17 protein-coding genes are annotated in these 19,267 nt (G+C 70.1%); 16 read left to right on the top strand and 1 reads right to left on the bottom strand.

The window, feature by feature from the left end:
• Window positions 1-38: 38 nt before the first annotated feature.
• The 16 genes from tssK (at window position 39) to WMF46_RS49730 (ending at window position 18,041) form a co-directional block, all read left to right on the top strand.
• Window positions 39-1,382, top strand: coding sequence for a type VI secretion system baseplate subunit TssK (tssK, locus tag WMF46_RS49805; RefSeq protein ID WP_437714903.1), 1,344 nt, complete (start codon window positions 39-41; stop codon window positions 1,380-1,382).
• Complete coding sequence (locus WMF46_RS49800) at window positions 1,379-2,179, top strand: DotU family type IV/VI secretion system protein (RefSeq protein ID WP_437906357.1); 801 nt, start codon at window positions 1,379-1,381, stop codon at window positions 2,177-2,179. Before tssK ends, WMF46_RS49800 begins: the two co-directional genes overlap by 4 nt.
• Complete coding sequence (locus WMF46_RS49795; protein ID WP_437983686.1) at window positions 2,176-6,183, top strand: type VI secretion system protein; 4,008 nt, start codon at window positions 2,176-2,178, stop codon at window positions 6,181-6,183. Before WMF46_RS49800 ends, WMF46_RS49795 begins: the two co-directional genes overlap by 4 nt.
• A 28-nt stretch (window positions 6,184-6,211) precedes the next feature.
• Window positions 6,212-7,264, top strand: coding sequence for a type VI secretion system protein TssA (tssA, locus tag WMF46_RS49790; protein ID WP_437983685.1), 1,053 nt, complete (start codon window positions 6,212-6,214; stop codon window positions 7,262-7,264).
• 134 nt (window positions 7,265-7,398) lie between these two features.
• Window positions 7,399-7,905, top strand: coding sequence for a type VI secretion system contractile sheath small subunit (tssB, locus tag WMF46_RS49785; RefSeq protein WP_437714899.1), 507 nt, complete (start codon window positions 7,399-7,401; stop codon window positions 7,903-7,905).
• A 32-nt stretch (window positions 7,906-7,937) separates the two neighbouring features.
• A complete protein-coding gene (gene tssC, locus WMF46_RS49780; RefSeq protein WP_437983684.1) occupies window positions 7,938-9,425 on the top strand; it encodes a type VI secretion system contractile sheath large subunit in 1,488 nt (495 codons plus the stop codon).
• A gap of 110 nt (window positions 9,426-9,535) precedes the next feature.
• On the top strand, window positions 9,536-10,024 hold the full coding sequence (locus WMF46_RS49775; protein ID WP_437983683.1) for an Hcp family type VI secretion system effector: 489 nt from the start codon (window positions 9,536-9,538) through the stop codon (window positions 10,022-10,024).
• A gap of 54 nt (window positions 10,025-10,078) precedes the next feature.
• Window positions 10,079-10,540 carry a type VI secretion system baseplate subunit TssE gene (gene tssE, locus WMF46_RS49770; protein ID WP_437983682.1) on the top strand — a complete coding sequence of 154 codons (462 nt, stop codon included), beginning with the start codon at window positions 10,079-10,081 and terminating at the stop codon, window positions 10,538-10,540.
• Window positions 10,537-12,339 carry a type VI secretion system baseplate subunit TssF gene (tssF, locus tag WMF46_RS49765; RefSeq protein ID WP_437983681.1) on the top strand — a complete coding sequence of 601 codons (1,803 nt, stop codon included), beginning with the start codon at window positions 10,537-10,539 and terminating at the stop codon, window positions 12,337-12,339. Before tssE ends, tssF begins: the two co-directional genes overlap by 4 nt.
• Entirely contained in the window at window positions 12,303-13,403 is a 1,101-nt protein-coding gene (tssG, locus tag WMF46_RS49760) for a type VI secretion system baseplate subunit TssG (protein ID WP_437983680.1), read from the top strand. The genes tssF and tssG overlap by 37 nt, the downstream gene beginning before the upstream one ends.
• The gene (locus WMF46_RS49755) at window positions 13,393-14,151 is read left to right on the top strand and encodes a hypothetical protein (RefSeq protein ID WP_437983679.1); all 759 of its coding nucleotides are present in this window, start codon (window positions 13,393-13,395) and stop codon (window positions 14,149-14,151) included. Before tssG ends, WMF46_RS49755 begins: the two co-directional genes overlap by 11 nt.
• A gap of 30 nt (window positions 14,152-14,181) precedes the next feature.
• Window positions 14,182-15,213: a DUF2169 family type VI secretion system accessory protein gene (locus WMF46_RS49750; protein WP_437983678.1), complete on the top strand. Its 1,032-nt coding sequence runs from the start codon at window positions 14,182-14,184 to the stop codon at window positions 15,211-15,213.
• Window positions 15,213-16,265, top strand: a complete 1,053-nt coding sequence (locus WMF46_RS49745) for a hypothetical protein (RefSeq protein ID WP_437983677.1) — start codon at window positions 15,213-15,215, stop codon at window positions 16,263-16,265. The genes WMF46_RS49750 and WMF46_RS49745 overlap by 1 nt, the downstream gene beginning before the upstream one ends.
• A 32-nt stretch (window positions 16,266-16,297) precedes the next feature.
• Window positions 16,298-16,678, top strand: a complete 381-nt coding sequence (locus WMF46_RS49740) for a DUF4150 domain-containing protein (RefSeq protein ID WP_012241942.1) — start codon at window positions 16,298-16,300, stop codon at window positions 16,676-16,678.
• A gap of 43 nt (window positions 16,679-16,721) precedes the next feature.
• A complete protein-coding gene (locus tag WMF46_RS49735; RefSeq protein ID WP_437983676.1) occupies window positions 16,722-17,480 on the top strand; it encodes a hypothetical protein in 759 nt (252 codons plus the stop codon).
• A gap of 9 nt (window positions 17,481-17,489) precedes the next feature.
• Window positions 17,490-18,041 carry an imm11 family protein gene (locus tag WMF46_RS49730; protein WP_437983675.1) on the top strand — a complete coding sequence of 184 codons (552 nt, stop codon included), beginning with the start codon at window positions 17,490-17,492 and terminating at the stop codon, window positions 18,039-18,041.
• 159 nt (window positions 18,042-18,200) lie between these two features.
• Here the strand turns inward: WMF46_RS49730 and WMF46_RS49725 are convergent, their stop codons facing one another.
• Window positions 18,201-19,265, bottom strand: a complete 1,065-nt coding sequence (locus WMF46_RS49725; protein ID WP_437983674.1) for a hypothetical protein — start codon at window positions 19,263-19,265, stop codon at window positions 18,201-18,203.
• Window positions 19,266-19,267: the final 2 nt, after the last annotated feature.

Here is a 19,267-nt window from a genome sequence, read left to right as displayed (position 1 = left end):
GCTGCCAGGCAGCCACGCCTCGCCAGGAGAGCTCACGCATGAGACGCCCCGCGGAAGTACCCGCCGCCGTCCAGTGGCACGACGGCATGCTGCTCTCGCCGCAGCACTTCCAGGAGGCCGCGCGGCGCTCCGAGCGCCTCCTCGATTACCACCTCGGGCAGCTCCACCCGTTCCATTACGGGGTCCACCACCTCGAGATCGACGCCGGGCTGCTCGCGAGCGGCACGCTGCGCGTCCTCGAGGTCGAGGCCGTGCTCCCCGATCACCTCGTCGTCCATCACACCGCGCGCGATCCCGAGCTCCAGGTCGACCTCAAGCCCCACGCCGCCGAGCTCGCGGCAGGCCCCCTCACCGCGTACCTCGCCGTCCCCAAGGAGCACCTCGGCGGCGCCGCGACCGGCGGCGATCTCGCCCGCTATCGCTCGATCGAAGGAGCGCCGGTCCCGGACGACAACACGGGAGAAGAGCCGCTCCCGATTCCGCGCCTCGTCCCGGTGGCGCGCCTGCTCGTCGCGGCCGCGCCGCCGGCCCGCTTCGTGTGCCTGCCCGTCGCGGAGCTGCGGCGCGAAGGGGAGGCGTTCGTGCGCACCGAGTACCTGCCGCCGAGCATGACCGTCCCCCTCACCTCGCCGCTCGGCGCGATGTGCGGCCAGATCACCGCGCGGCTGCGTGAAAAGGCGCTGCGGCTCGCCGACAGGCTCAGCGCGCATTCTCGCAGCAAGGAGCGCGACGTGCTCGAGGAGCTGCGCCGGCAAATCCACGCCCTCGTCACCGCCTTGCCCCCCTTCGAGGTCGTGCTCGGCACGGGCAGATCTCACCCCTACGCCCTCTACCTCGCGCTCTCCTCCCTCGTCGGCCACCTCGCTGCCCTCGCCCGCATGCCGGTCCCGCCCGTCCTGCCCGCTTACCAGCACGACGATCTGCGGGTCACCTTCAGCACCGCGCGCGACCACGTCTTCCGCCTCGTCGACGAGGGCATCCTGGAGTCGTTCACAGCTCACCCCTTCGACTTCGGCGATGGGCGCTACCAGGTGGAGTTCCAGCGGCGCTTCGCCGGGCGGCCCGTGCTCGTCGCCGTGCGCGGCCGCCGCGGGGCGCAGGAAAAGGACGTCGTGAGCTGGGTCGAGGGCGCGCTCATCGGCTCGGCGCGCCGCGCGCGCGAGATGCAGCAGAGCCGCGTGCTCGGCGCCGGACGGCGGCGCGTCGATCGCCACGGGGATCTGATCGCGCCCGCAGGGACCGTGCTCTTCGAGCTCGAGCCGTCGAGCCCATACCTCGATCTCGGCGAGCCGCTCCTCATCTTCAACACGGGAGATCCCTCCGCGGCCGCCGGGCCTGCAGAGCTCGTCCTGTACGTGAAAGCGACCGACGAGCGAGCATGACGGCAGGAGCCACAGCCACCGTGGAGACGCCACGACGGGAGGCCCCGGCCCCTCTCCAGGGGAGCCCCGTGCAGGCGCTCGCGGGGAGCACGCTCCTGCTCGACGCCTTCCATGCGTTCTACGCCGAGGTCGTGCGGCAGCGACAGCTCGTCACCCTCGCGCACGGAGGGCTCGCGCCAGGCATCGAGACGGTGCGGCAGCGCCTCGTCGACTTCCTGGAGACCCAGGCCGTCTCGCTCGGCCGCAAGCTCACCAAACACGAGCTCCGGGCCTACGACGACGCCCAGTACGTGATGGCCGCCATGGCCGATGAGCTCCTCCTCCAGGCCGAATGGGACGGGCGGTACGCATGGGCGGAGCGCCCGCTGGAGGCGCACATCTTCCACACCTACGTCTCCGGCGAGCGCATCTTCCGCAAGCTCGACGACGTGCTCTCCGGACACGACGCGGCCCCCTCCGCGCTGCTGCTCGTCTACCTCGCCGCCCTCGCGCTCGGCTTCCAGGGCAAATACCGCGCGCTCGGCCTGCGCGACAAGCCCGAGCGGTACCGGCAGGACCTGGCGCTCCACCTCCAGCGCGTCGATCCCACCCTGGCCACCGGGCTCACCGAGCTCTGCCCCCAGGCCCACGCGCACACGCTCGGGGGCTCGTCGCGGAGCCGGCTGCCGTCGCTGCGCGCCGGCGTCGTTCCGCTCGCCGTCGTCGCGGGCTTGCTGGTGCTCGCCGCGCAGGGCGTCTGGCTGTACCGCGTCGATCGCGTGGTCGAGGAGCTCGACCGGATCGAGGGCGCGCCGTGAGCTGGCCCCTCGCGATCGCCCTCGCGCTGCTCGTCGCCGCGCTCGTCGGGCTGGCGCTGTTCCTCCGCGCGCGCCGCCGGCGCCCCGCGGCAGGCGCCGCGCCGATCGACGATCTCGAGCGCGAGATGGCGCGGCTCTTCACCGCGGCGCGCGCGGCGCTCAGGGCGTCGCCCGACGAGATCCCGTGCTTCCTCGTGCTCGGCGCCGCCGGCGCCGGCAAATCCACGCTGCTCGCCGGCGCCGGGCTCACGCCGCGCTCCGGGACGACCGCGCGCTCGCTGGGCGATCCGTCGACCTGCCAGGTGTGGCTCTTCGAGCGGGTGATCTTCGTCGAGCCGGCGGGGCGGCTGCTCGCGAACGAGCCGCAAGGCGGCGGGACGCCGCGCGCGTCCGGCTTCCGCGCCGTCCTCGAGGCGATGCGGCGCGCGCGCTCCGAGCGGCCCGTCGACGGGATCCTCGTCGCGCTCTCCGCCCGCGACCTGCTCGACAGCGACGGCGCGGCGCCGGCCCAGCAACGCGAGATCGCTCACCTGCGCCAGCGGCTCGACGAGGCGCAGCAGCACCTCGGGATGCAGGTCCCCGTCCACCTCGCGATCACGCAGAGCGACCGGCTCGCCGGGTTCGACCGCTTCGCGCACGAGCTCGACGCCGATCTCCGCCTGGCGACGCTCGGCTGGTCGCAGCCGGGCGCCGCCTGGGTCGAGAGCACCGCAGGCCTCGTCGATGAGGCGCTCGGCAGCGTCGGCGCAGCGCTCTCCGCGATGCAAGCGCGCCGCCTCGCGGCGGACCGGCCGTTCGTGACGGGCGTCGAGGCGTACTTCCTCTTTCCAGACGCGCTCCTCGCGCTGCGCGAGCCCCTGAGGCGGGCGCTGGAGGACCTCCTCCGCCCGAACGATGGCGGCGAGCCCGTCGCGGTCCGGAGCCTGTCCTGGGTCGGCCTGGAGCCGCCGGCGCAGCCCGAGCCCGCGCAGCCCGCGACGCCATCGGAGAGGCCGGCCGGGCGACGGGCGCTCTTCGCGCGGGATCTCCTCGAGAGGAAGGTGATCGCCGAGGCCTGCCTGGCGCGCCCGACCCGCCTCACGCTGCAGCGCCGGCAGCGCGTCGTGCGGGCGCTGAGGATCGCCACCGTCGCGCTCGCGCTCCTCTACAGCGTCTTCCTCGGCCTCGAGAGCAACCGCCTGGAGCGCCACGCCGCGTCGCTGCTCCCCTTCCTGAGCGACCTGGCGGCGAGCCTGCGCCACATGAAGCTCGAGGACCCCAGCGCCGACCCCTCGGGCGCGGTGCGCGCGGAGCGATCCGTCCGCCTGCTCCAGGGGCTGAGCGCGATCGAGGGCACGCGGCTCCGCTCCGCGCTCGTGCCCGGATCGTGGCTGAGCGGCATCGACGCGCGGATCGAGCAGGCGATCGCGAGCGCCTACGAGCGGGTGATCCTCGACGCCTTCCGCGTCGGCCTCCACGCGAGGACGGGCCCGCTGTTCGGGGAGCCCCCCGCGCTGCCCCCCGCGGGCGCGGAGATCGCCGCGGCCACGTTGGAGCGCACGCCGGAGTACGTCGCGCTCGAGGCCTGGCTGCGCGAGGCGGCCGCGTTCGAGGGGCAGGTGGCGCGCTTCGAGACGCTCGTGGCCGGACCGCCGAAGGATCCCACGGCCGAGGCCGGCGACGCGCGCGTCCAGAGCGTGGCCGATCTGGCCGAATCCGTCCTCCAGCACAGGCTCCCGCCCGCGCGCACGACGGCCTACCAGCGGCGCGCGCTCCTCGCCATCCCGCCCCTCGCGCCCTTCGGCCTCGACGCGTACCGCGATCCGGCGCGCGCCCGGTCCGATCGCCTCTTCAGCCAGCTCTACCAGCGCATCTCGCGGACGCTCGACGAGGCCGCGCTGCGCGCGGACGTCGACGCGCTCGTCCGGGGGCTGAAGGAGCTCGAGCGCGGCGGCCCCGAGTACCGGTCCGCGAGCCTCGCCGCGCTGCACGACGCGATCGCGCGCACCGAGGCGCGGCTCGCCGCGCCCACCCTCTCCTGGGTCGCGGCCGACAAGCTCCCGCCGAACGCCGCGCTCGATCGCCTGCTCGCGGCGGTCCGCACCTTGAAGCTGCTCGGCGATCCGGCCTACGGCCTGGTGAAAGACGACGGCGAGGGGCGGCTCCTGCTCCTGAAGAGCTACCTCGGGGGCGCAGAGACAGCGCTCTCGGGGCCGCTGCTCGTGCGCAAGGAGGGCGAGGTGCAGCTCCAGCTCTCGCCCTTCGTCGCCGCCCTGAAGGAGCCCTCGACCGCGCTCCTGCGCCAGCGCTTCATGGAGCCCGTCGACAACGTGGATCCGCTGCCGGCGACCCTCGACGACGCGCGCCTGAGCTGGAACGTCGAGGAGCTCAAGGAGGGCGCGAAGCGCCTCAAGGAGTACGAGGCGTTCGCGCAGGAGGAGGGGCTCAAGCGGTTCCCGGAGAAGGTGCGGGGCACGCTCGGGGAGCTCGCCCTGCGCAACCTGCGGGACAACGTCCTCGCCGCGGTGGGCAAGGCCGCGCGCCGGGAGATGGCCCCGCCTCCGAGCGAGTCGCGCCGCGTCGAGACGGTGCGCGCCGACGTCGGCACCCTCGCGCTCGCGAGCGAGCCGCTGCGGGAGATCCTGGCGGCCGCGGGGCGCCTCGGGCTGGAGGAGGTGCGCGATCGCGTCCGCGCGCTCGTGCGCGGCCAGGGCGCGTACCTGCTCACCCTCGCCAGCCGGACGCTCGAGGCCGACGGGCTCTACGAGGTCAAGAACGGGACGTTCCTCTGGTGGAACGGCGAGCGCAGCCCGGCGTTCGAGGCGTTCGGCCTCGCCGACGGCGACGGGGCGCAGCTCGCGGAGTACGCGGTGGCGCAGCGGGGCCGGGCCGACGCCCTGACCCGCGCGCTCGCCGAGCCCGTCCTCGGCTTGCTGGAGAGCGCCGAGGTCGCGGCCGATGCCCGGTCCGTCAACGACATGGCGCCGTGGCAACACATCGTCGGGGCGCTCCGCGATTACGAGGGGAAGAAGGCCGGCAACAGCGTCGCCGCCCTGGAGCGCTTCCTCCTCAACGACCTGCCCACGGTCACGTTCGAGAACTGCATCGCGCAGATCGAGCGCGTGCCGGTCGACGTGCGCTCCGACGACTACTTCGCCAGGCGGCGCCGGCGCATCCTCGTCCTGCTCCGCGATCGGTGCGCCACGCTCGCCACGGAGGAGATCCGCACGAAATACCCGAGCCTTCGCCGCTCGTTCCACCGCTCGCTCGCGGACCGCTTCCCCTTCGCGCGGCTCGAGCCGGGCGTCGAACGGGAGGACGCGAACCCCGACGACGTCCGGCTCTTCCTTCAGAACGCGAGCGACTTCCGGAAGCGCTTCCGGCCCGTGCTGTCGCTGCGCGGCGGCGCCGCCGCCCGCGACGTCGTGCGCTTCCTCGACCGCATGGAGAAGGTGCGCGAGTTCCTCGCGCCGATGTGGGCGCAGGGGGACGCGACGATGGACGGCTCCTTCGACGTCACGACCGCCTTCCGCGTCAACCAAGCGCGCGAGGTGGCGGGCAACCAGATCGCCGAGTGGAGCCTGCGGATCGCCGAGGAGCGGCTGTTCCTGGGCGGGCCGAAGCCGACCGCCACCTGGCGGCTCGGCGACCCGGTCCAGCTCACGCTCCGGTGGGCGAAGAACAGCCCCGACATCCCGTCGGTCGAGCAGAACGCCGGCGCGGTCGCGAAGGAGCGGACGGCGACCTTCGAGGCGAGCGGCCCCTGGGCGCTCCTCCGGCTCATCGCGATGCACACGCACGCCGCGGAGGAGGCGGAGCTGAAGAAAGAGGACGCCGTCGCCAACATCCTCCAGCTCGTCGTGTTCACGATCCCCGATCCCGCCGGCGGCTGGCTGGAGCGGGCCGGTACGACCGGCGGCTCGGCCCGGGTGTTCGTGCGGCTCGGCCTTGTCGGCAAGGAGAAGGACAAGCAGCTCAAGTACCCCGATTTCCCGACGACCGCTCCGGTGCTCGACAGCGAGTAGCGCGGCAGCAGCGACGAACGAGGCACGCATGGCAGAACGCACCATCGCAATCGACATCGAGCGCCTCCTCGCGCCCATCTCGCAGGCAGCGCCCGCCGGGGCGCCGCTGCGCTACGAGGGCACGTACGATCGCGTCCGCGAGGCCCGGCGCGAGGACGATCCGACGCTGCCGCAGGGCGTGTGGGCGACGCGCCTCAAGACGGCGGACTGGAAGCTCGTGGCCGAGCTCTGCGCCGAGGCGCTCGCGCGGCGCTCCAAGGACCTGCAGATCGCCGCCTGGCTCACGGACGCGTGGGCGCAGATCGGCGGGATCGGCGCGGCGGCGCCGGGGCTCCGGCTGATCGCGGGGCTCTGCGATCGCTACTGGGACGCGATGTTCCCGGCGCTCGACGACGACGGCCTCGAGGCGCGCGGCGACCTCGTCGGCTGGCTGGACGAGGCGCTCGCGCGGCGGCTCCGGATGGTCCCGCTCCTCGAAGGCAGCGACGACCGCCCCCCCTGCACGCTCGCCGACTGGGAGAGCGGCCGGATGGACGGCGGCGGCCCGGCCGAGGGCGCGCGTTCGGCCGAGCCCCTCGCGGCGCGGCTCTCCCTCGTCGATCGCTCGCGATGGACAGCGCTCCAGCGCGACGCGCGCGCCGCCCTGTCCGCGGCCGAGGCGCTGGAGCGGAGCCTCGCGGCGAGGATGGACCGCCCCCCGGTCCTCCACCGGACCCGCGGCGCGCTGCGCCTGCTCGGCGCCGCGACGGCGTCCGCCCTCGGCGAGCCCGCTGACGACGCGCCGGCGCCCGCCGCGGGAGAGCCCCCGGCGCAGAGCGCGGAGGACCCGGCGCCCGCGCGGGGTCCGGGCCCGGCGATCCAGAGCCGGGTGGAGGCGTATCGCCGGCTCAACGAGGCGGCCGACTACCTCCTTCGCACGGAGCCGCACAGCCCCGTCCCGTACCTCGTGAAGCGCGCGATCTCCTGGGGGAACATGTCGCTCGCGGAGCTGCTCGGCGAGTTCGTGTCGAGCGCCGACGACCTCGTCGCGATCTACCGGCTGCTCGGCATGCGCGGCCGGGAGGAGGGCGACGCCGGATGATCCCATGAGACCGCCGGCGCCGGCCCGATCCGCCGATCGGTCCCCGGCCCGGCCGCGCGAGGGTGGATTGGCCCCGGGGAGAGCGTCCGCGCGAGATGCACGCTCGACCGAGGCCGCGGGAGAAAGGAACGACCATGGCAGAGAGCAAGCAACAATGGCTGAGCAGGAACCGACCGCCTCGGGTGCAGATCACCTACGACGTCGAGACCGGCGGCGCGATCGAGAAGAAGGAGATCCCGTTCGTCGTCGGGATCATGAGCGACCTGTCCGGCACCTCCGAGGCGCCGCGGCCGAAGCTCAAGGACCGCAAGTTCGTGGAGATCGATCGCGACAATTTCAATGAGGTCCTCGCCGCGGTGGCGCCCGAGGCCACGTGCCTCGTCGACAACAAGCTCACGGACGAGGGCGGCAAGCTGAAGGTCAGCCTCTCCTTCAAGAGCATGGATGACTTCCGGCCCGAGCAGCTCGTGGAGCAGGTCGAGCCGCTGCGCGCGCTGCTCCGCGCGCGGGAGCGGCTGAACGATCTGCTCGCGAAGCTCGAGGGCAACGACGATCTGAGCGGGATGCTCAAGCGGGTCGTCGAGGACACGAAGAAGCTCGAGACGCTCAAGCAGGAGCTCGAGAAGGGCCGGGACGGCTGAGCCGCGATCTTAGGACGGGAAGGGAGAGAGCCATGGCGGAAGAGAGCACCCAAGCGGTCGGCTCGGCGGCGGCAGCGCCGGCCGAGGAGATGAGCCTTATCGACCAGATCCTCGCGCAGGGGATGGTCCGCGGCGCGGCGGAGCCGCAACGAAAGCACGCGCGCGATCTCATCGATGAGTTCGTGAACCAGGTCCTCGACGAGAAGGTGAAGGTCGGGAGCGACACGGTGGCGGCCATCGAGGCGCGCATCGCCGAGATCGACGCGCGCATCAGCGCGCAGCTCGACGCCATCCTGCACCACAAGGAGTTCCAGCGGGTGGAGGCGCGCTGGCGCGGGCTGAACTACCTCGTCATGAACACCGAGACCTCGACGCGGCTGAAGCTGCGCGTGCTCAACGTGAAGAAGGACGAGCTGCGCAAGGACTTCGAGGCCGCGGCGGACTTCGACCGGAGCGCGGTCTTCAAGAAGGTCTACGAGGAGGAGTACGGCACCTTCGGGGGCGCGCCGTATGGCATGCTCGTCGGCGACTACGAGTTCGATGGCACGAACCCCGACGTCTCGCTCCTCACGGAGCTCTCCAAGGTGGCGGCCGCGGCGCACGCGCCGTTCATCGCGGCGGCGTCGCCCGAGCTCTTCGACATGCCGAGCTTCACCCAGGTCGGCGTCCCCGGCGACCTCGCGAAGATCTTCGAGAGCACGCAGCTCATCAAGTGGCGCGAGTTCCGCGAGACGGAGGACTCGCGCTATGTCGGGCTGGTCCTTCCGCACGTGCTCATGCGCCTGCCGTACGGGCCGAAGGGCGTCCCGGTCGAGGGGTTCAATTACGAGGAGCAGGTGGGCGAGGGCGACGGGAACTTCCTCTGGGGGAACGCGGCGTACGCGCTCACGCAGCGGATCACGAACGCCTTCGCGCTCTACGGCTGGTGCGCCGCGATCCGCGGCGTCGAGGGCGGCGGTCTCGTCGAGAACCTCCCGCTGCACACCTTCAAGACGAGCGAGGGGGATATCGTCGCCAAGATCCCGACCGAGGTCGCCATCACCGACCGGCGCGAGAACGAGCTGTCGGAGCTCGGCTTCATCGGGCTCTGCTACAAGAAGGGGAGCGCGCAGGCGGCATTCTTCGGCGGCAGCACCGCGAACAAGCCGAAGGCGTACAACCTGCCGCAGGCGAACGCGAACGCCCGGCTGAGCGCGCAGCTCCCCTACATCCTCGCGGCGTCCCGGTTCGCGCACTACGTCAAGGTGCTCATGCGAGACAAGATCGGGAGCTTCAGCTCGCAGGAAGGCGTCTCCAACTACCTCAACAACTGGATCGCCGACTACGTGCTCCTCAACGACAGCGCCGGCCAGGAGACCAAGGCCCGGCTGCCGCTGCGCGAGGCGCGGGTCGACGTCTCCGAGGTCCCCGGCAAGCCGGGCGCGTACCGCGCGGTTGTGTTCCTCAAGCCGCACTTCCAGCTGAACGAGCTCTCGGTCTCGATGCGGCTCGTCGCGGAGCTGCCACCGCCGGCGGGGTGAAGAGGAGCCACGCGCGCCGCGTGGACGATGGCCGCGCTCGGGGCGGCGCCTCGCGATGAGGCCCGGCCGCGCGCGGGCTGCGCAATCATGGATATCAGGAGGGATGAACCATGCAGAACGTCTTCTGGGAAATCGATAGCATCAAGGGTGAGAGCACGTCGGATCAGGGCAAGGACATGATCGAGCTCCTGTCCTTCAGTCACGGCCTGGCCATGCCGCTCACGTCCGGGCCCTCGAACACGAGCCGCGCGAGCGGCCGCTGCGTTCACAACGACTTTACGATCTCCAAGTACGTCGATCTCGCCTCGCCGACGCTCAACCTCAAGTGCTGCGGCGGCGAGGACATCAAATCGATGAAGGTGCACCTCTGGAAGGCCGACACGTCCGGCAAGCCGCACAAGCACATGATGTACACCTTCGAGAGCTGCATCCTCACCTCCGTCTCTGTGACGGGCGGCTCGGATCAGCCGATCGAGACCGTCACCTTCAGCTACAAGAAGATCACCTGGGACTACGCGCAGCAGAAGCAGGAGTCGCCGGGCGGGGCCAAGGGGAAGAGCTCGGCGTCGTTCAGCCTCGAAGAGAACAAGGGCAAGTGATCGCGCGGGGCCGGCCGCGCGCCGCCGCGCCGGCCTCGCGGACAGGAGCGCGGGATGGAAGAGAGCTGGGGAGCAGCGGACGCGGGGCGCGTGCCCCTCTTCGATCGGCTGGTCGACGACACCCCGTCGCAGCGGAGCGAGGCGCGGCCGAAGCGCAGCCATGACCTCGACGCGCTGCGCGCCTCGGTGCGCCGCGAGCTCGATCGGCTGCTCGGCACGCGGTGCCCCGTCCCCGGGGACGTGGCCCTCTCGCGCCAGCGCACCGTGATCGACTATGGCCTGCCCGACCTGGAGCTCGGCGGCCGCGACGTCGTCAAGGAAGATCGTTTCCGCGTCGCGCGGCTCGTCCAGCAAACGATCGAGGCGTACGAGCCCCGCCTCGCGCGGGTCGAGGTCGAGCTGCTCCCTCCCGCGGACGGCGACGCGCGGTACCACGTCGCCGTCCGCGCGCTGCTCGTCACCGAGCGGGTGCGCGAGCCGCTCAGCTTCACCCTGCCGCTGCCGGAGGTCGGGTGACGACGACCGACAACGACGCGGAGCTGCTCGATCTCTACGCCCGCGAGCTCGCCTACCTGCGGGAGCGCGGCGCCGAGTTCGCCGCGGCGTACCCCAAGATCGCCGCGCGCCTCGGCCTGGAGGGGCGCCACTCCGCGGATCCGCATGTCGAGCGCCTCCTCGAGTCGTTCGCGTTCCTGACGGCGCGCCTCCAGCGCCGCCTCGACAGCGATCTCCCCGAGCTCACCACGTCGCTGCTCGGCGTCCTCTATCCGCCGCTGCTCTCGCCCATCCCGTCGATGGCGATCGCGGCCTTCGAGGTGAGCCCCAGGGACAGCAAGCTCACCTCGGGCCACGTGATCGAGCGGGGCACGCCGCTCTTCGCCGAAGCGCACGGGGGCCCGACCTGCCGTTTCCGGACGTGCGCTCCGGTCACGCTCTGGCCGATCGAGATCGAATCCGCCGGCTTCGGCGCGCCCGAGGCGCTGGATTTGCCGCCGGGCTCCGGCGGGGTGATGGCGGCGCTCCGCATCCGCCTGCGGAGCGGCGGCCCTCCGCTGCGCGCGCTCGGGGTGCGGCGGCTGCGCTTCTTCCTGAGCGGCGGCGGCCTGAGCGGCTATCGCCTGTACGAGCTGCTCTTCGGCCACACGCTGCGCGTCCTCTGCGCCGGCGAGGGCGGCGGCCGGGATCTCGCGGAGGCGCGGCTCCACCCGGTCGGCTTCGGGCCCGACGAGGAGGCGCTCCCCTACCCCGTGCACGCGTCTCCCGGTCACCGGCTGGTCCAGGAGTACTTCGCCTTTCCCGAGAAGTTTCTCTTCTTCGACGTCGAGCTCACGCACCTCCCCGAGGGCACGGCGTGCAGCCTGCTGTTCCTGCTCGATCAGCGCCCGCCCGCGAGCCTCGTGGTGCGGGCCGACACGTTCCGGCTCGGCTGCGCGCCGATCATCAACCTGTTCTCCCGCACGACCGAGCCGATCCGGGTCGATCACCGCTTCCCGGAGTACCGCCTGGTCGCGGACGCGCGCCGCGAGCGCACGACCGAGATCCACTCGATCCACAAGGTCACGGCGACAGCGCCGGGCGAGGCGGAGCAGGTGGAGTACGCGCCGTTCTTCTCGTTCACGCACCACGCCGAGGGCGCGGGCCCGCGGGCGTTCTGGCAGGCCCGCCGCGTCGCGACGTCGCGTGAAGACGTGCCCGGCACGGACGTGACGCTGTCGTTCGTCGATCTCGACCTCTCGCCTCGGAGGCCCCCATCTCGGGTGGTGTACGCCTCGGTGCTGTGCACCAACCGCGACCTCCCCGAGGAGCTGTCCGCCGGCGTGTCGCTGTCGCTCGAGCGTGGGGCCGCCATGGGCCGGATCACCTGCCTCACCAAGCCGACCCCGCAGCGCGATCCTCCGCTCGGCGGACAGGCGCTCTGGCGGCTCGTATCGAACCTGTCGCAGAACCACCTCTCGATCTCGGGGCCGGGCGGCATGGACGCGCTGAAGGAGATCCTGCGCGTCTATCTCTTCGCGTCGATCCCCGAGGCGGAGCGCCAGATCCAGGGCATCGCGGGCGTGTCGGCGCGCACCGTGACGCGGCGGATCGGCGCGGACGCGTGGCGCGGGTTCTGCCGCGGGACCGAGGTGACGCTGACGCTCGACGAGGAGCAGTTCGTCGGATCGAGCCCGCTGCTCTTCGCGGAGGTGCTGAGCCGGTATCTCTCGCTGCACGCGCACATCAATTCATTCACGGAGCTCGTGCTGAGGAGCACGGGGCGCGCGGAGGTATGGAAGCGATGGCAACCGATGGCAGGCGCGAAGGCGCTCCTCTAGACGAGGAGGACCGGCTCTTCACCGAGGGCCGCCGCTTCGACTTCTTCCAGGCCGTGGCGCTGCTCGAGGCGCGGGCGGAGGGCTGCCGGAGCGTGGGCGAGAGCGCCGAGCCCGCGGCCGAGGCGGTGCGGCTGCGCGGCGCGATCGACCTCGCGTTCCCCGAGACGGACGTGGCCGGAATCGAGCGCGCCGCGCGCGAGGGGGAGCCGGCGGTGTTGACCGCGAGCTTCATGAGCCTCGCGGGCGCGCTCGGGCCGCTGCCGCCGCCGTTCGCGGAGCTCGTGTACCAGCGCGCGGCGCGGCGCGACTTCGCGCCGCGCGATTTTCTGGACATCTTCAATCATCGCCTGCTCTCGCTGGTCTACCGCATCCGCAAGCGGCACCGGATCGGGCTCGGCGTGGCGTCTCCGGAGCAGGACGACGCCGCGCGGTACCTTTATGCGTTGATCGGCCTCGGGTTGCCGTCACTTCGCGGGAGGTTGCCGGTGAGCGACCGCGCGCTGCTGGAGCCGGCGGCGCTGGTGGCGCGGGAGGTGCGGCCGATGGCGGGCCTCACGGCGCTGCTGCGGCACCACCTGCGGGTGCCGATCGAGGCGGCGCCGCTGACGGGGGCGTACCACCCGATCGAGGAGAGCGATTGGACGGCGATCGGCCCCTCGGGGCGCAACCGGGGGCTCGGGCAGGGGGCGATCCTCGGGCGGCGAGCGTGGGACCAGGAGGCGGGGTTCGAGCTCGTCGTGGGGCCGCTGTCGCTCCGGGATTACGTGCGCTGCTTGCCTGGAGGGGACCTGCTCGAGCCGCTGTGCGCGCTGACGCGGTTCTATGCGGGCGACGTGCTGAGCTTCACGGTGCTCCTGCGGATGCGCGCCGAGGAGGCGCCGGCGGCGCGGCTCGGGAGGCGGCACGGGGCGCGCCTCGGGACGACGGCGTGCCTCGGCGGGGGGGCGCGGAGGCGAGAGCCGATCGAGAAGAGGCTGCGGGGGGCGGCGCTCTCCGCGGCCACGATGTGTCGCTCACCGACCGACGACGGCGGCGCGGCACGGGAAAAGAACCATGGCAAATAAAGCGGAGCTCATCCTCGACCTGGTGCAGTTCGCCCTCGACCTCGTCGGCCTGGTGGATCCGACGTTCATCTCGGATGGGGCCAGCGGGCTCATCTCCCTCGCGCGCGGGCAATGGCTGGACGCCGTTATCAGCGGCGCCAGCATGATCCCGTATGTCGGCGACATGATGAAGCTCGGCAAGCTCCCACGGTACGCTCGCTCGATCGCGGAGGCGATCGCGCTCGCGCGCGAGGATGCGAAGCTCGCCGATCAGCTCCGCCCAGCGCTCGCGAAGCTGCTCGAGGCGCTGAACAGACTTCCTGCTGACAAGCTGCCTCGTGACGCCATCGCTCCGATCCTGCAGATGAAGCGAGAGATCGAGGCGTTCCTTTCGGCGACCAACGTCCTCTGGAAGCAGCAGCTCACAAGCCCGGCGTTGCGGAAATATGCCCCCACACCGAAGCACGCAGGGAGAGGCGGTCCTGGGGTAAAGGGCACGATCATGGATCTGGACGACGCACAGGCGAGGCAGGTGCTCCAGAGCGCCCTCTACGACGCCGCCGCGCCGCTCCGCGACAAGGCTCCCCGCCTGTGGGGTTACCGCAACGGGAAAGTCTATCAGTTTCATTACGACAACGCGGGCGGCTGGCACGGGTTCTCTGATGACGTGAAGCCTCCCGACTACGTCATTCAGCAATGGCGGGCGACGAAGGCGATCAGCGAGGCGGAGTTCAACCGGGTGCGCAAGCTCCCGAACCGTGGGTTCTGAGCGCCCGCGTCCGTTCTCGCCGGCCATCCCATGCTCCAGCTCCGAAATAGCACCTCGTTCAAGGCGAACATCGCGCTCTTCCCGGACGCTCGCGGGGTGGACACGCTCTACGTCGCGGTCCGCGCGACCTTCGCGCTCCGCGGCGGGGCGCTGCGCATCGCCGAGGCGCAGGAGCCGCTGAAGCTCGCGGACGAGCACTGGGGCGAGCCCGGACAGACCAGCCTGAAGCACGCCGCGGATCTCCACCTCGGCAAGCCGGCGACCGACGTGGTGCTGCTCGGCGAGGCGTGGGCGCCGCGCGGGCGCCCGGCGCCTTCGGTCGATGTGTCGCTCGCGGTCGGCCCGGTCGCCAGGGTGGTCCGCGTCTTCGGCGATCGGGAATGGCGCGGCCCGCTGGATCTTCGCATCTCTCCGCCGGTCCCGTTCGAGCGGTTACCGCTCGTCTACGAGCGCGCCTTCGGCGGCGTGCTGAAGTACGATCCCGAGAAGGGTCCCCTGGAGATCGATCAGCGCAACCCGGTGGGCATCGGCTCCGGCCTGCGGAGCGCGCCGCCCGAGAAGGCGGTGCGGCGGCTGCCCAACCTGGAGGACCCGGCGCACCTCATCTCGGGCACGCGCGACCGCCCGCCGCCCGCGGGTTTCGGCTTCATCGCGCCCTCGTGGGAGCCGCGCAAGCGGTATGCGGGGACCTACGACGAGGCCTGGCAGGAGACGCGGGCGCCGTACCTGCCGAAGGACTTCGACGCGCGCTTCTTCAACGCGGCCTCGCCGGGCCTCGTCTGTCCGGGCCACCTGCGCGGCGGCGAGCCGGTCAAGGTGCAGAACGCCTCGCCAGATCCCTGGGATGTGCGGCTGCCGCTGTGCGATCTCGACGTGAAGGTCACGATCGATACCAGCGTGGAGCGACCGCCCATGCGGCTTCAGACCGTGATGCTCGAGCCTGGCGAGGGGCGGCTCGGGATCGTGTGGCTGGGCGAGGTGGGTTGCGACAAGCGAGCCCTCAAGGTGAAGCTGGTGGAGATCGACGCGAAGCGGATCGAGCTGAGCGGACGGAGGTCGTGATGGCGGCGCCGGGCGCGGACATCCTGCGGGTGGGGATGGTGAGCTCTGTCGGGCTGAGCGCCGAGGTGACGAGCGCGGCGGTCCGGGCGGGGATCGATCGGTTCCAGCAGAGCTCGGTGCTGGATCGCCGCTTCAATCCGCTGGTCATGGCGCTCGTGGCGACTCCGGATCTGCCGCCGCTCGCGCCTGCGCTCGAGGGGATCGCCGGGCTGACCGCGCGGCAGATCCGGATGCTGCGGCTCGCGGGACCAGCGCTGCGCGCATGCCTCGAGGACGCTCCTCCCGGACCGGCGGCGGTGCTGCTCGCGGGGCCCGAGGCGTTCCCGGTAGGCCGTCCCGCGCCGATCGGGCCGGTTTTCCTGGAGCACCTCGCGGCGCAGGCGGAGGTGAAGCTCGACCTGGCGCGCAGCCGGGTGTTCCCGGCGGGGCGGGCGGGGGTCTTCCTGGCGCTCGCCGCGGCGCTGGAGGGGCTCTCCGCGCGCCGGTATGATCGCGTCGTGGTGGGCGGTGTGGATACGCTCCTCGACCTGTACCTGCTCGGGACGCTGGACCTCGAGGAGCGGCTGCGCGCGGCGGAGATCTTCGACGGCTTCATCCCGGGGGAGGGCGCGGCGTTCCTGCTGCTCGCGCGGCCGGGCTCGGGGCGCGCGCCGCTGTCGCGGCTTGTCTCGGTGGGCACGGCGGAGGAGGAAGGGCACCGCTACAATGAGGGCGCGGCGTACCGCGGTGAGGGGCTGGACGCGGCGCTCAAGACAGCGTTCGCCGCGGCGCCGGGGGGACCTGTACGGACGGTGTATGCCGGCTTCAACGGCGAGAGCTTCTTTGCCAAGGAGTGGGGAGTGGCGGTGGCGCGGCACAAGAAGAGGATCGCCGAAGACTTCGTGATCGAGCACCCGGCAGACTGCGTGGGCGACGCGGGGGCGGCTCTCGGGGCGATGCTGGTGGGGCTGGCGGCGATGTCGCTGGCGGAGGGCCGCCGTCCGTCACGCTGTCTGGTGTGGGCGCCGTCGGATCTGGCGGCGCGCGGCGCGGCGATCCTGGACAGGGACTGATCGGGGAACGGAAGGGACTGGAGGAGTGAGCGATGGGAACGAAGGTGTTCGCCAACATGCGCGGGGTGGTCCACAAGCAGAGCGGCGGCATGAGCATGGTGTTCCCCGACGTCTGCAAGACGCCGACCCCCGGCGGGCCGGTGCCGATCCCCTATCCGAACATCGGGCAGGCGTCGGACACGTCGGACGGGCCGAAGAAGGTCACGTGCGACGGGAAGATGCCGATGGTGAAGGGGGCGAAGTACTCGAAATCGAGCGGCGACGAGGCGGGGACGGCCGGCGGCGTGATGAGCTCGTGCAACCGGGGGGAGTGCGAGTTCATGCTGTACTCGTTCGACGTGAAGTTCGAGGGGAAGAACGTGTGCCGGCTGGGGGACCCGCTGTTCCATAACAAGAAGAACATGATGGGGTGACCTGGCCACGCGCCCCTAAGCGCCACGATCATCGAGGCAATACATGCAAGTCGGCGAGACCGTTTCGGACGTTCAGGCCATGGCGGATCGGGGAGAATGTGCCATCTGCTCAAAAACACACTCTCAGCCCAAGAAAGAGGACGTCAAAGACGTCGCGCCACAAGATGGAAACTGGCATCGAAAGGCGATGTCAAAGGTCTTCGAGAAGACCAGCGAAAAACAAGCAATCTATCCCAACAGCTCATTCCCGCCCAATTACAAGCATCAAGGGCACCACTGCATCGCCCTCAAAACACTCGTTCAAGACGCAGACAAAAGTCCCAAAGACAGAATTCTTAGACTCAACCATTTTCTCAAAAAGGTCGGCTTCTATCCCAACCGCGACAAGAACTGCATCGGGCTCCCGGAGATGGCGGCCAAGAAGCGTCAAGAATACGGCGAATTCTGGAAATCCATCGACGAAGGCAAGCCACTACAGCTCCATGGTCCGGGCCACGACGTCCGCTACTTCGCTGCCTGTACCGCGATGGTACAACGACTTCTCCAGTTCATCGTCCCCAAGGCCGAAGACTGCGAGGAGAAGAGCAAGGACGACTGGGAGAACGATCTGAAAGAACTCATCGGACAAGCCGAAAACCATGCCTTTATTTGCTTGGCCCGCGCATCATGGGTCGTACACAGAAAGGAATTGTCCGAGGCCATCAACATTTATCAACAGAAGAATCCGAGAAAAGACGTAAGATTTCCCATCCTGACACTACAAAGCCAGGGCGGCGAAGGCCCCTTCAAAAAGAGCAAGTAGGGCAGATCGATGCATTACATACTGGAGCCGGACCCGGAGATCGAGATCGTCGCGGGCATCGAGGAGCCTGATGCGGGCCTCCTGCCTAAATACATGCAAGGGATCAAACTCCCCCTCGATGAGGCCGCGACGGTCAAGCGCGTCATAGTCGAAACGTCCATGGATAAATATCCAGACTACTTCATGACGCTGCACGGCCCTGTCGTGAGCCGCCAGTTCATTGATGCACTTCAGCGCAGCGGCGTCGACAACTTCGATGGATACCATGCCCAGCTAGTCTGCCAAGACGCTGAATTCGGCCCGCATTTTATATGGAATGTGGTTGGACGGATCGCCTGTATCGACCACGGCCGAGCGGAATACACGCTTTACAAGCAGCAGATCGCCCGCATCCAGAGCTTGGCAATCGATGAAAGCCGGATCCACGGCGTGAGGCTTTTCCGTCTCGACGAGGTCCCCGCGGTGCTCGTGGTCACACAGGATGTACGGGACGCGCTCGCTTCGCTCAACGGCGTCGTCTTCGCGGAGGCGGAGGGCTGGAGCGATGATCACTGGTTCTAGCGCGCCGCGGCGCGTCCAATGCGAGTGGAGCGACTGCACTGCGTCTCCATCCTTATCCTCCAGGATGACTCCTACACTCCGGCCGAGAAAGAGCGCCGCGTCTTGACCGCGGGGAACAACCGGGATGCGAAATCGGCGCAGAAACCAGCGAATAGCGGGCTACCATCGCCCGCTAGCTCCTCCTCCTCCGAATCTGCCACCTCCGGGCTTGAACGGCGCGAGCCGCGCCAGCGAGGCCGGCGCACCGTGCGGCGCAGCAAAGCTCGATTGGAGGTGAGATTGTTCTATCGCGCCTGAGCGCTGCAAGGCGCCGTGTACCGACTCCGCGCTGTTGGAATAGAATATTTTATCGTGAAGCCGTCCGCCTAGAACGCTTCCTCCCACGCCGAGGATGATACCAGCAGCGATGACCCAACCAAAGGGCGTTGCGGTAAAAGCTACGAGGCTCGCGATCCCGACCTCCGACACGGCGATCGCCCCGCCAAACTCGAACCCGATACGACGGGCGACCTCGCCTCGCTGCGCCGGCGGTGCGGTGATGACGTCGTAGGCGCCAGTTGCAACCCCGATCACACCCAGGCCACGGAGGGCCGTCTTCGGGGAAATCTTCACCGAGCGTGCGAAGATGAGCGGCTTACCCGTCTCCATGTACCGCACGAAATCGTTTACGCGCAGGCTGACCTGCGCGTTTGGCTTCGTGGCCCCCTTGATGATGCGGTCGTACACCTGCTCGCGTGACGCTCCGGGTCCAAGCTTCTCCTGTGTGCGAGTGACGAGATTGGAGAAGTTGCGCCCGCCGAGCCCATACTCGAATTGATCCCGTATTTCGGGGAGAACCGCAGCAATCGGCGCGCCTTTTTTCAGGGTTTGCAGTCGATAGTAACGTGCGCCGCGGGTACGCTGCGCCGATGCCCAGCGCGCGAACTGCTCTTTCGTCATGCGCCCAGCCAGAAATTCTTCGTACTTGGCCGAGATCTCCGTGTCGAGGTGCTCGAGGTGGGCCTTATAGCCATCCCTGATCAGGTCGGCGATCCGAGCGATCTCCAGGTTTCTCCAAGCGCCGCTCGCGGCGCCGGATGCACAGACTTCCAGCACCTGCCGAGCTTCGCTCGCGTTGCGAGCCGGCAATTCACAATCGAACGCGCATCGATACCGTGGCTCACTCAGGACCACGGAAGAGAGATGAACATTTGACAGGAGGTCGATTTCGGGCGGAAGTATCATCA

Origin of the sequence: Sorangium sp. So ce117, from assembly GCF_051524395.1 — a bacterium.
GTDB classification, from domain to species: domain Bacteria; phylum Myxococcota_A; class Polyangia; order Polyangiales; family Polyangiaceae; genus Sorangium; species Sorangium cellulosum_B.
The sequence above is the reverse complement of the archived record's forward strand: the minus strand, read 5'-3'. Positions and strand labels throughout refer to the sequence as shown.

Excerpts from the sequence above, each read along its gene's own strand:
- tssK (WP_437714903.1), top strand. The coding sequence starts at position 39 with ATGAGACGCCCCGCGGAAGTACCCGCCGCCGTCCAGTGGCACGACGGC.
- WMF46_RS49800 (WP_437906357.1), top strand. The coding sequence starts at position 1,379 with ATGACGGCAGGAGCCACAGCCACCGTGGAGACGCCACGACGGGAGGCC.
- tssA (WP_437983685.1), top strand. The coding sequence starts at position 6,212 with ATGGCAGAACGCACCATCGCAATCGACATCGAGCGCCTCCTCGCGCCC.
- tssB (WP_437714899.1), top strand. The coding sequence starts at position 7,399 with ATGGCAGAGAGCAAGCAACAATGGCTGAGCAGGAACCGACCGCCTCGG.
- tssC (WP_437983684.1), top strand. The coding sequence starts at position 7,938 with ATGGCGGAAGAGAGCACCCAAGCGGTCGGCTCGGCGGCGGCAGCGCCG.
- WMF46_RS49775 (WP_437983683.1), top strand. The coding sequence starts at position 9,536 with ATGCAGAACGTCTTCTGGGAAATCGATAGCATCAAGGGTGAGAGCACG.
- tssE (WP_437983682.1), top strand. The coding sequence starts at position 10,079 with ATGGAAGAGAGCTGGGGAGCAGCGGACGCGGGGCGCGTGCCCCTCTTC.
- tssG (WP_437983680.1), top strand. The coding sequence starts at position 12,303 with ATGGCAACCGATGGCAGGCGCGAAGGCGCTCCTCTAGACGAGGAGGAC.
- WMF46_RS49755 (WP_437983679.1), top strand. The coding sequence starts at position 13,393 with ATGGCAAATAAAGCGGAGCTCATCCTCGACCTGGTGCAGTTCGCCCTC.
- WMF46_RS49750 (WP_437983678.1), top strand. The coding sequence starts at position 14,182 with ATGCTCCAGCTCCGAAATAGCACCTCGTTCAAGGCGAACATCGCGCTC.
- WMF46_RS49745 (WP_437983677.1), top strand. The coding sequence starts at position 15,213 with ATGGCGGCGCCGGGCGCGGACATCCTGCGGGTGGGGATGGTGAGCTCT.
- WMF46_RS49740 (WP_012241942.1), top strand. The coding sequence starts at position 16,298 with ATGGGAACGAAGGTGTTCGCCAACATGCGCGGGGTGGTCCACAAGCAG.
- WMF46_RS49735 (WP_437983676.1), top strand. The coding sequence starts at position 16,722 with ATGCAAGTCGGCGAGACCGTTTCGGACGTTCAGGCCATGGCGGATCGG.
- WMF46_RS49730 (WP_437983675.1), top strand. The coding sequence starts at position 17,490 with ATGCATTACATACTGGAGCCGGACCCGGAGATCGAGATCGTCGCGGGC.
- WMF46_RS49725 (WP_437983674.1), bottom strand. The coding sequence starts at position 19,265 with ATGATACTTCCGCCCGAAATCGACCTCCTGTCAAATGTTCATCTCTCT.